Source organism: Roseiconus nitratireducens (assembly GCF_008629675.1).
Taxonomy (GTDB): domain Bacteria; phylum Planctomycetota; class Planctomycetia; order Pirellulales; family Pirellulaceae; genus Stieleria; species Stieleria nitratireducens.
Genome location: NZ_VWOX01000004.1, coordinates 253,236 through 264,697 on the forward strand (window position 1 = coordinate 253,236; position 11,462 = coordinate 264,697).

At 62.2% G+C, this 11,462-nt stretch carries 9 protein-coding genes; 7 read left to right on the forward strand and 2 right to left on the reverse strand.

Annotated elements, in window-relative coordinates:
• Window positions 1–90: 90 nt before the first annotated feature.
• Window positions 91–1,311, reverse strand: coding sequence for an argininosuccinate synthase (locus FYK55_RS08900; RefSeq protein WP_150076046.1), 1,221 nt, complete (start codon window positions 1,309–1,311; stop codon window positions 91–93).
• A gap of 356 nt (window positions 1,312–1,667) precedes the next feature.
• On the opposite strand from FYK55_RS08900, the gene FYK55_RS08905 reads away from it, so the two are divergent.
• From FYK55_RS08905 to FYK55_RS08935, 7 genes are all read left to right on the forward strand, one after another.
• Window positions 1,668–2,090: a VOC family protein gene (locus FYK55_RS08905; RefSeq protein ID WP_150076047.1), complete on the forward strand. Its 423-nt coding sequence runs from the start codon at window positions 1,668–1,670 to the stop codon at window positions 2,088–2,090.
• An 82-nt stretch (window positions 2,091–2,172) separates the two neighbouring features.
• A complete protein-coding gene (locus FYK55_RS08910) occupies window positions 2,173–3,096 on the forward strand; it encodes an NAD(P)H-hydrate dehydratase (RefSeq protein ID WP_150076048.1) in 924 nt (307 codons plus the stop codon).
• Between the two features lie 95 nt (window positions 3,097–3,191).
• Entirely contained in the window at window positions 3,192–4,202 is a 1,011-nt protein-coding gene (locus FYK55_RS08915; protein ID WP_150076049.1) for an ABC transporter substrate-binding protein, read from the forward strand.
• 6 nt (window positions 4,203–4,208) lie between these two features.
• The gene (locus FYK55_RS08920; RefSeq protein WP_150076050.1) at window positions 4,209–5,711 is read left to right on the forward strand and encodes a sugar ABC transporter ATP-binding protein; all 1,503 of its coding nucleotides are present in this window, start codon (window positions 4,209–4,211) and stop codon (window positions 5,709–5,711) included.
• Window positions 5,708–6,781 (forward strand): ABC transporter permease, encoded by a 1,074-nt coding sequence (locus tag FYK55_RS08925; RefSeq protein ID WP_150076051.1) that lies wholly within the window; start codon window positions 5,708–5,710, stop codon window positions 6,779–6,781. Before FYK55_RS08920 ends, FYK55_RS08925 begins: the two co-directional genes overlap by 4 nt.
• Window positions 6,782–7,054: 273 nt before the next feature.
• Entirely contained in the window at window positions 7,055–8,017 is a 963-nt protein-coding gene (locus FYK55_RS08930) for a bifunctional riboflavin kinase/FAD synthetase (protein ID WP_161604382.1), read from the forward strand.
• Window positions 8,014–9,015 (forward strand): DHH family phosphoesterase, encoded by a 1,002-nt coding sequence (locus tag FYK55_RS08935; protein ID WP_150076053.1) that lies wholly within the window; start codon window positions 8,014–8,016, stop codon window positions 9,013–9,015. Before FYK55_RS08930 ends, FYK55_RS08935 begins: the two co-directional genes overlap by 4 nt.
• Before the next feature lie 165 nt (window positions 9,016–9,180).
• Here FYK55_RS08935 and FYK55_RS08940 read toward each other — a convergent pair whose 3' ends face one another.
• A complete protein-coding gene (locus FYK55_RS08940) occupies window positions 9,181–11,250 on the reverse strand; it encodes a membrane or secreted protein (protein WP_150076054.1) in 2,070 nt (689 codons plus the stop codon).
• Window positions 11,251–11,462: the final 212 nt, after the last annotated feature.

The window sequence follows — 11,462 nt, forward strand, 5'->3', positions numbered from 1 at the left end:
TCCAAGGCGGGAGCCTTGGAACCAGGGGATACCTCGTTCCCGGGCTCCCGCCCGGGAACGCACTGCATGCTGGCTCCGCCAGCTCGCGGCCTAATACTTCCGCGGTGTCACTGTTCCCTGGACCCGACTGGGCAGCCCTTGGATCCTCAGGAAGCCTTCCGCGTCGTCCTGGTTGTAGGATCCTCCGCCTTCCATCGTTGCGATCTCGGCGTCGTACAGGCTGTTGGGGCTGCTGCGAGAATCGACGATGACGTTCCCCTTGTACAGTTTCAGGGTGACTTCGCCGGTGACCGGTCGTTGTGCCTGGCGGATGAAGGCCATTAGCGCGTCCATCTTGGGCGTGTACCAAAAACCGTAGTACACCATCTCGGCGACTTCAGGCGCCATCCGGTCGCGGAGGTGCATCAGGTCGCGGTCCATCGCCAACTGTTCGATGTACATCAGGGCGTCGTACAGGACCGTCATGCCGGGCGATTCGTAGACACCCCGGCTTTTCATGCCGACAAACCGGTTCTCGATCATGTCGATCCGGCCGATTCCGTTGCGACCGGCGATCGTGTTCAGGCTCTCGACCATCTGCAAAGCGTTGACCTGATTGCCGTCCAGGCTGACCGGAACGCCGGACTCAAAACCGATCGTGACGGTCTCGCTCTCGTCGGGAGCCTCCTGGGGACTGACGCCCATGCCGAAATCCACCAGCTCGACCCCGTTGATATCCAACTGTTCCAGGTCCCCGGCTTCGTAGCTGATGTGCAGCACGTTCTCATCGCTGCTGTACGGCTTGGCGGTCGAAGCCTTGACGGGAATGTTCTTTTGTTCGCAATACGCGATCAATTCCGTCCGGCCGGGAAACGCCTCGCGAAATTCCTTGATCCGCCACGGGGCAATGATTTCCACCTTGGGATCCAGGGCTTCGGCGGCCAATTGGAAACGGCACTGGTCGTTTCCTTTTCCGGTTGCCCCGTGGGCGTAGGCGGTCGCACCGACTTCGCGGGCGACCTGCAGACACACCTTGCTGATCAGCGGACGGGCGATCGAGGTTCCCAGCAGGTAGATCTGTTCGTACTTGGCTTGCCAGGCCAGCACCGGAAACGCGAAGTCCCGACAAAGCTCTTCCCGCACGTCGATCAGACGAGCGGAGGCGGCACCGCAGTCTCGAGCCTTTTTCATGATCGCTTCACGATCTTCGCACGGCTGGCCCAAGTCCACATACACCGCGTGCACTTCGTAGCCCTGGTCCTGCAGCCAGCCCAGAATCACGGAGGTATCCAGACCACCGGAGTAAGCCAAAACACACTTTTTACTCGACATGAAGGGATGACCCTCTTGATGCACACGGGAAACACGGGGTGACGGCCGGCAGCGGGGCAATCCCCAGACGCTGGAATCCCCCGATTGAAACTGCGATCGGGCTTTACTGCAAGATGGCCCTCCGCGAAGAGACCTCCGCGAAGAGACCTTCGCGGGACCGCCGCGGGGCGTCTGTGCGCGGAATTCCCGCCCCGCGTTGCGAGCCGCTCGCCGCTCCGCGGAAGCATCCCGCCCGGTCATTCCGCCGCGGTGCACACGGTCCGCGGGAAGCGTTCGCGTTACGATGAATCCCCGAAGGGCGTCCGGGGCGGGCGTCCACTGACGTGTTCCCACTGGCCTTGGTGAGTGACGGTCCGATGAAAAACCGACTGCGACAGGTCCAACCCGTGTTGATGAGCCGGGACGTCCGGCGATCGATCGACTTCTACCGCAAGCTCGGCTTTGACCTGGTGTTCTGCGACGACCCGGGCGCGGAGCGGTACGCCGGGGTACGACGTGACGACGTCGAGTTGCACCTTCAATGGCACGACGCGGACGAATGGGAATACCCGGTCGACCGCCCCACGTACCGTTTTCCGGTCCAACAGGTCGACGCACTGCACACCGAAATGGAAGCGGCCGATACCGGCACGTCGCTGACCGCGGTCTGGGACACGGCCTGGGGAACGCGGGAGTTCCATCTGCTGGACCCGGACGGCAACGGCTTGCAGTTCTACCGTGACCTTCCTATCAACGACGCCAACACCGAAACGACTCCGAACGGAACCGACGCGCCGTGAAGACTCGCCGGACCACGCTCCCGAAAACGCCCTCACCTTTGTCAACTCGCACCTTGCCCACTCGCTACCTTGTCAAGCAGCCATGAAGTCGACGCAAGCTCCCCTGCCCTTCCCCGGCCGTCAAAGCGATTCGCACAAAGGCGATTTCGGTCGCGTGGTGCTGATCGGCGGATCGCGAGGAATGGCCGGCTCCATTTCGCTCTCATCGATGGCGGCGCTGCACACCGGCTCCGGACTGGTCACGGCGGTCGTTCCCGACCGCTGCCTGGAAACGGTCGCGGGATTTCATCCCGGCATCATGACGCTACCGTTGCCCGCGACCCCCGCAGGCGAGTTCGCGCAGACGACGGGCGGCGTTCCGGACATGATCGAATCCGTCGTGGCGTCCAACGCCACCGTTGCCAAGGCGGACGCGATCGGATGTGGGCCGGGGATGGGGACCGGCGCCGGATCCGTTCGGATCGTCCGATGGTTGCTGGAGCAAACCGATCGCTGCCGGGTCTTCGATGCCGATGCGATCAACATCATTGCCCAGCACCGATTCTTGGACCGCCCTCCCCTGCCCCGCCGACAAGCATCGGTGGTCCTGACGCCCCATCCCGGCGAACTGGCACGTTTGACCGGCGTCTCTCCCTCGGATCGGCCGGGACAGATCGAAGCTGCCGAGACCCTGGTCCGCCGACATGCCTTCACCATCGTTCTCAAAGGCGGTCCGACGGAGGTGTTGGGTCCGGTCGACCCATCGGAGGAAGCGGGGACGTGTCAGCGTCACACCAACACCACCGGCAACCCTGGGATGGCGACGGCGGGCAGCGGCGACGTCTTGACGGGGATGATGACGTCACTGCTCGGTCAGGGGCTCGGCCCGTGGGACGCCGCGCGGCTGGCCGTCTACGTCCACGGACTGGCGGGAGACCTGGCGGCGAAAGCTCACTCACAACCTGCGATGACTTGCGTCGAACTGCTGGGGCGCATCGGCGATGCCATTGCCACGACGGAAGATTGATTCGCGGGGTGGCGGCGCAAACCGGAAGCGACTGCGATCCGTTATCATGGGCATCGGATTCCTCCCCCACCGACTCCTTCTCGCTTGAACCTCCCATGCCCGCTTTCGTCAGCCGTTGCCATGCGATCGCAACATCGCTGTGCTTGACCGCATTCCTGTTGCTACCCTCCGGTTGCAGCCGCGATTCCAATTCTTCCGCCGACGCCACGCAGTCCGTCCTGCGAATCGCGGTGATTCCCAAAGGGACCAGCCACGAGTTTTGGAAGTCCGTTCATTTTGGCGCCCAGAAAGCCGCGAAAGAATTGGGCAACGTGGAAGTGATTTGGAGGGGGCCAGTGGTTGAGAGCGACACCGGAAGCCAGATCGAAGTCGTCAAAGACATGATCACCATCGGCGTCGACGGCATCGTCCTGGCGCCGAATCAGAAAGGCGGACTGGTTGACCCGGTTCAGGAAGCGATCGGCGAAGGCATCCCCGTCGTGATCTTTGACAGCGGTCTGGATGACGGCCCGGAAATTGTCAGCTATGTCGCAACAGACAATTACATCGGCGGACAAATGGCCGCCGAAGCGATGGCGAAAGCGATCGATGAAAAAGGAAACGTCATCCTGCTCCGCTACATCGCCGGAAGCGAAAGCACCGAACAGCGTGAGAACGGATTCCTGGACCGCATCGCGGACTACCCCGACATCACCGTCGTATCGTCCGATCAGTACGCCGGCGATAATGCGACCAGCGCCAAAGAAAAGGCCGACCAATTGCTGCAGTTGCACGGCGATTCACTCGCGGGGATCTTCGCCGTGTGTGAACCAAACGCCAACGGAACGTTAGAAGCGATCAAAAACGCTGGGCTGGCGGGCAAAGTCAAGTTCATCGGCTTCGATCCCAGCGACGCACTGATCGGAGCTCTCGGCAACGGCCACTGCCATGGGATCGTGCTGCAGGATCCGGTCCAGATGGGTTACCAATCGGTGATGACCATCGTGGACTACATCAACGGCGAATCCGCCGAGGAATTCCAAAGCACGGGCGAGTACTTGGCGACGCCGGAGAACATGGATGAGGAACTCTATCAGCGTCTGCTGCATCCCCCAACCATCGAGTGAACCGCGTTGCTTGAAGTTTCCGGGATCGCAAAACGCTTCGGCGCGACTGTCGCGCTCGATCGAGTTTCCTTGGCCGCCGAGCGCGGACGTGTGCTGGCATTGATCGGCGAGAATGGGGCCGGCAAGAGCACCCTGCTGAAGGTGCTCAGCGGCGCGCATCAATCCGACTCGGGGACGATGTCCCTGGACGGCCAGCCGTTCCTGCCGCACAGTCCGATGGATGCGCGGCGTCGCGGCGTGGCCATCGTCTACCAGGAACTGACGCTGGCGCCGGATCTGAGCGTGGAAGACAACCTGCTTTTGGGTCAGCCCGGGACGGGAATGGGAATGCTGTTTCGGTCGCGTCAGCGCGAACGCATCGGCGAAGCGCTGCGTCAAGTCGGACTGCCGCATCTGGATCCGAAGGCCCGCACCGGCGACCAGTCGATCGCTACGCAACAGCTGATCGAAATCGCGCGAGCACTGGCCACCGACGCCCGCCTGATCCTGTTTGACGAACCCACCAGTTCCCTGCCGGCGGCGGACGTGGATCGGCTGTTTCAGCTGATTGACGATTTGCGTCGCAAGGGACTGGCGATCATCTACATCAGTCACTTTTTGGAAGAGGTGCGAAGGATTGCGGACGACTACGCAGTCTTGCGGGATGGCCATTCCGTCGGCAGCGGTCAGCTGGAACAGATCTCCGATGAACAGATCATCTCGCTGATGGTCGGCCGGGATGTGACCGATCTGTTTCCCACGGTTTCGCACACCATCGGGGATCCTCGGCTGCAGGTCCGCAAGCTTTCGGGGAGCCCGATTCCCAGTGACGTCTCGTTTGAACTTCGCCGCGGCGAAATCTTCGGCCTGGCCGGATTGGTCGGTGCCGGACGGACGGAGTTGCTGCGCTGTTTGTTCGGTCTGCGACCGGCCCGAGACGGAACCGTCTTGCTGGAGGGTCGCCCGCTTCCAAACAGCGTCGGCCGGCGGAAGCAATGGGGATTGGGGCTGCTGAGCGAAGATCGAAAAACCGAAGGTTTGGCCCAAAACCTCTCGATCATCGAGAACCTGGCGATGGGGAATCACGGGCGCTACAGTCGGCTGGGATGGTTGAACCTGGCGGCCCGATCCCGCGACTGCCAGCGGTGGATGCGTCGCGTCGAAGTCAAAGCGGAAAACGGCCAACAATGCGTTGACGAACTGTCCGGTGGGAATCAACAAAAGGTCGCCTTCGCGCGACTGTTGGCCCAAGACGCCGAAGTCTATTTGCTGGATGAACCGACCAAGGGCATCGATGTCGGAACCAAGTCGGAGATCTATCGCATGATGGGCGAATTGGCGGCGGCTGGAAAAACATTGGTTTTCGTCAGTTCGTACCTGCCCGAGTTGCTGGCCGTGTGCGACACGATCGGCGTGATGGCCCGCGGACGGCTGACCGAAGTCCGCCCGGCGGCCGAGTGGAACGAAGAGGACCTGATGACGGCGGCGGTGGCCACGCCGGCCGCTTCCGAGGAAACGGAATTCGCATGAACCTGAAACGTCGTCTCGGATCAATCTCACTGGCGCTGCTCAATCACGGGCCGGCACTGGCGTTGATCGCCATCGTGCTGTTGTTCACCATCGCCGACAACGCGTTTGGAAGCGGCAGCTTTTTCTCCGGTCGAAACGCGCGGGTCATCATCAATTCGGCGGCACTGGTGGCAGTCCCCGCGTTGGGCATGACCCTGATCATCATTGCGGGCGGCATCGACCTGTCAGCCGGCACCGCGTTGACGCTTAGCGGCACCGCGCTGGCGATCGCCTTTCGCGACTACACGATTGACGCGCAGGCAGCCGGTGCCGGTACCTGGATCGCGTTGGCGTTATTGGGGGGGCTTGGCGTGGGAGTGCTGTGCGGACTGCTTAACGGAATCATCATCAGTGTGACCGAAATGGTGCCGTTCATCGTGACCCTGGGCACCATGACCATCTTCCTGGGGCTGGGACAGGTCATCGCTGACGAATCAACGGTCTACCCACAGACCGAACACCTGCCCGACTGGCTGCGGTACCTGTGCTACACGGGCAGCAACGAAGAACGCTACTGGATTCCTTTCCTGCCGATTCCTTCCAGCGGACTGATCGCGATCCTGCTGGGCGGTCTGGTCGCGGCATTGCTGCGTTTGACCGTGTTCGGCCGGAACATCGTCGCGGTGGGCTCAAGCCCCTCGACGGCCCGTTTGTGCGGCATCCGCGTCGGGGCGACCACGGTGTGGGTGTACGCCCTGGCCGGCATCTTCGTCGCCGTCGGCGCCCTGCTGTACTTCGCCAACGTCAAGAACGGCAACCCCTCCGACGGGACGGGAAAGGAACTGGAGATCATCGCGGCCGTGGTGCTTGGCGGCGGCAGCCTCAGCGGCGGACGGGGATCGGTTTCAGGCACCCTGGTCGGCGCGTTGATCATCAAAACCATCAGCAGTGGGTGCACGATGCTGTCGATCCCGAACACCTACACCCACATCATCATCGGTGTGATCATCATCGTCGCGGTGCTGATTGACGGGCTGCGCAACGGCACTCCGGCGTGGCTGTTCAACCGTTTGGGACGCCGGGCCGATTGACGCTGTGGCGATGGCGACACCGGGGGGTGTTGTCGGGCTTCCATCGACACTTCCCTGATCGTCGCCGATCGACCACACTAGGCGCTGTCTGATTTGCGTGAGCCGCGGGTTCTTTCGCATCAACCGGCGGCTAACGCCTTGCCGCTCATTGCACCGAACCGCTGGACGAGCGAAAAGGGACAGGCCTCCCAGTTCCCAACCCGTCCGCACCTCAAGGTTCGATCCACCGCGAGGCACGGTCCCGGCTCTGCATCCTCCCATCCCTCCCCGTCTGTGACCGAAATCGTCTGGCTTCCCGATGTCACCCGCAACACGGTTGACGCTGCGCTGCACGGTGGGGTCACCAGCATCGGCAATTTTGACGGCGTCCATCGGGGACACGCCAGCCTGCTGCAACAAACCCGGCAGCTCGCGGATGAATTGGACGGCCCCGCGATCGCCTGCTTGTTCGACCCACACCCGATCGCCCTGCTGCGACCGGACGCCGCACCCAAACGTCTGACGACGGTCGACGAACGGGCCCGACGCATGCAGCCGCTGGGGATCGACTACCTGCTGGTCTGCCAGACCACCCAAGACTTGCTGGATCTGTCGCCACAGGCGTTTTTTCGAGCTTTGCTAATGGGCAATCTGCGCAGCCGCGGCATCGTGGAAGGCGCGAACTTTTGTTTCGGCAAGGACCGCCGGGGTGATGTCGCGATGTTAAGGCAACAGTGCCGCAACCACGACATCGCGTTTCGTGCCGCCCAAATGCGTTTGGCGGACGGGGAAATGATCAGCAGCACGCGAATCCGAAACGAGCTGGACCGGGGCCGGGTCGAGGCCGCCGCGCGAATGATGGGACATCCGCATCGTTTGTCGGGCCAGGTGACCCATGGGGATCAACGTGGCCGGACGCTCGGATTTCCGACCGCGAACCTGGACGACATCGAAGTGGTGATCCCCGCTCCAGGCGTCTACGCGGCCTGGGCCGACACGGGCGACGGCCGGTACGGTGCCGCAGTGCACCTGGGACCGAACCCGACGTTCCGCTCCGGGGGGTCCAGCAAAGTCGAAGTCCACCTGATTGATTACTCTGGCGACCTGTACGGCCAAACCCTGTCGGTCGATTTCGTCGACCGGATCCGGGATGTGGCCCGATTCGAGTCTCCCGAAGCCCTGACAACACAACTTACCCACGATATCCGCTCCGTCCGGCAACGGCTGGAGCAACACCAAGAGCACGAGTCTTTATGAGCGTCCACTGGAAGAAATTCACTGAACAAATCAGCCACTATCAGTCCTTCGTGCTGGTCAGCCACGTCCGCCCGGACTGCGACGCACTCGGCAGCGAGCTCGGAATGGCCTACGTGCTGCGTGAAGCCGGCAAGGACGTGCGGATCATCAATGCTCACCGCGTTCCGCCGGCACTCCAGTTTTTGGATCCGGCCGGCAAGATCGAAGTGCTTGGCGACCACGTTCAGCCGGAAGACATTTCCGCCGATTGCATCATGATCCTGGACACCAGCGCCTGGGCCCAACTGGGAGACATGGCGGACGTGATTCGCGCCGCCTCGTGCGACAAGATGGTGCTGGACCATCACGTCGGCGAAGACGATTTGGGCGCCACGATGTACAAGGACTACCAGGCCGAAGCGACCGGTACACTGGTGGTCCAGGCGGCGGATGCCCTGGGAGTCCCGCTGGCGCGGCAAATGGCGTCGGCGTTGTTTGCCGCCATCGCGACCGACACCGGGTGGTTCCGGTTCGGCAGCGTGACCGCGGAAACCTACCGGATCGTCGCGCGGCTGGTCGACGCCGGTGTCGTCCCGGCGGAAGTTTACGGAGACCTGTACGAACGCGACACGCTGGGACGGTTGAAGCTACGCGGCTTGATCCTGTCGCGGACCGAAAGTGAACTGGACGGGGCGTTGGTGCACACCTACGTGGAAAAGTCTGATTTCGAAAAGGTCGGCGCCGAACCGAGCGACACCGAAGACGCGATCAACCTGACTCTGGCGGTGGAGAACACCAAAGCCGCCGTGATCTTCGTGGGACAACTGCGAGGCGGATTCAAGCTGTCTTTCCGCAGCCGCTGCGAAATGGACTGCAACGAGGTCGCCCGTCAGTTCGGCGGCGGAGGCCACAAGGCGGCGGCGGGTGCCTTCCAGGAAGGCACGCTGGCGGACGTTCAGGCCCGCGTGTTGCCGGTCGTCAGAGCCGCCTTGGAGAAGGCGCTGCAGGCGTCTTGCTAGTTGGACAGCAGCAGTTTGGGTGAGCCGCGTGGCGCTAACCGCGGGTTTTCTCGCCTCAACCGGCGGCTAGCGCCGTGCCGCTGATTGCACTGCAATTCACGATGTTTTTCGATCGCGGCGGCAAGCCATTCTCTGGCGATCATGGTTACTGGAAAATCGCCCCGATCACTCGGCCAGGAAGAAACCGGTCAACGTCCAACCGGTATCGGTTCGCCGCCAGAAGGATCCGCCACTGTTGAGGTACTCAGCGATTTCCGCATGCGGCGGCAACTTGGCCGCCTGGATCTCATCCGGTTGGCCTTCGTCTTTTTCTTGGATCAGCCGCCGCAGGAGGTTGGAAACCAACGAATCGCTGTCCTTCAGCTCGCCTTTGCGCAACAACTCGTAGCGGGACCGCAGTGAGACCCGCGGGTGGACGATGGCCTGGAACGTGGACGGATCGGCCCCCAACTGTTCCATTGCCTCCAGCACCCGCTGCGTCTCCGGTTGGGCCCCAAAACCGTCCTCGGCACCCATTTGAATCCTCAAGCCGACCTTGATCAGCAGATCCGCGTGGCTGGAGAACATCAAGTAATCGGCCCCTTCCGGACCGGCGCCCTCGACCACTGCGATGGCCCAGTGGTTCAGAAGTGGTGCCGAGTCTTCGGACTCAATCTCCTCCTCAAAGCCCAAAGCGGCCAACTCCGCATCGATATCGGTATCACCTTCTCCGGCTTCCACCTTCCACGCATCAAACTCTTTGACGTCCAACTTGATCGCATCGGCCTCGCCGGCCATTGCTTTGCGAATCACTTCCTTGACGACCGAGACGTCCTTCAGAGGCAACGCGACCAGCATCCGATCCGAATCCGCGCTCGCGGGAGTCGTGTTGTCCCGCAACAGCAGCACTTCGTCCTTCAGGTTCGGCAAAAAGTCCTTGGCGATGTCGATCTGCGGTCCTTCCGGGTCCTCTTTGATGCCGTCGATCATGGGCCGGAAAAGGTCTTCCCCAAGCGCGTCGTTGACCAACGACTCGGCGGCCCAAAAGGCATCTTCCAGCTTCCAATGGACGCGGTAGAACGCCCCCAAGTCGGCCGGCAACCATCCCGGCAACGACTGCCAGGGGGCGTTGATCGACGCCAGCATCCGGGCGGCTTTGGTCAGGGTTCCCGGCGCCAGAACGACGCCGCGGTGCAGGACATCAAACCGTTTGCCCGCGACGGCCCCGACACCTCCGATCGCTTCGATCACGGAGAAGCCCTGGCGTTCCAGCAAGTTCAGGATGTCGACTTCTTCGCGGCGATCGTACTCGAACACTTCCCGCAAGATCCGTCCCAGGGCGAAGGGCTCGGCGAACCATTCCCAACACACGGTGGCATCCGGTTCCTGGGCCGATTCAATGGCGGTGTAGGCTTCGCTGATCACGTGCTTGAAGGATTCACGATTGGCGAAGGCATCGGTGGGAGCCTTTCCGGAGATCGCATCAAGCAAATTCTGGACAACGGTGTCGCGGTCGGCGGCAATGAATCGCTGGTCGTTCCAGGTGATTGCGATCTCTTCGATTTTCAACTGCCCCGGTTTCGGCTTGGTGCGGTACACGCGAATGACGTCATCACCGTAGGTCACGTCGCGTCGTGTCGACCCACCGGCCTTGAGATCCTGATCAATTTTTTCAGCCGCTGCGGCCGCGTCCTTTTCCATCCCGCGAATATCGGCGATGACGCAAAGCGAATAAGGGCGCCGCTTGTCTTCCGGAAACGAAAGCCACGCCAACACGACTTCGCCCGACGCCATGTCGTACAAGTCCTGCGGCTTGACGCCGATTTTTCGATCCAAGGAATCGAGTCCGTTGATCAAGTTCTCTCGCTGGGCATCCAAAAACGGTTGCATCTCGGGAGATGCCATCAGGGCGCCGATCCGAGTTTGCTGCCAGGCGTTACAGAAATCCGGCAAGCTGGGAATGCGCAACACGCCCGCGGTCGCCTCGGGCAAGAGCGAAACGGCCCGCACGAAATCGTCGGCATTCTCCGCCGCGTTCTCATCCGAAGGGCCGGAATCGTCCTGCGTCGCGGCGGCCGACTCGGCATCGGACGCTTCGGCCGTCGCCTCCTGGGCGGCGGCGCGAGGCAGTGCTTGCCCCGGGCCCCCGACGCCCGCCAGAACCAGCAGGGCCGCGATCAGGCATGCCAGCCAGTGTCGATGTCCGCGGCTGTGATTGGTTCCGCCGTCCTGATTGATTCCGCTGTACTTCGGCACGCACCGACTCCCAAGCATTTGTCTGTAAACCATTTTCATCTCAGAATTCTATCGCGGCACGCATCGCCCTGGGACGTCCAACTCACCCGCATCGAATGATCGTGTCCCCCAGGCGTCCGCCCCGCATCCGCCAAACTGCCCCGAAAAAGGTCGCCGGCCCCCTGGCCTCGCAGTCACCTGGGCTCGCGATGATCCCGCACGGTCTCCACGCT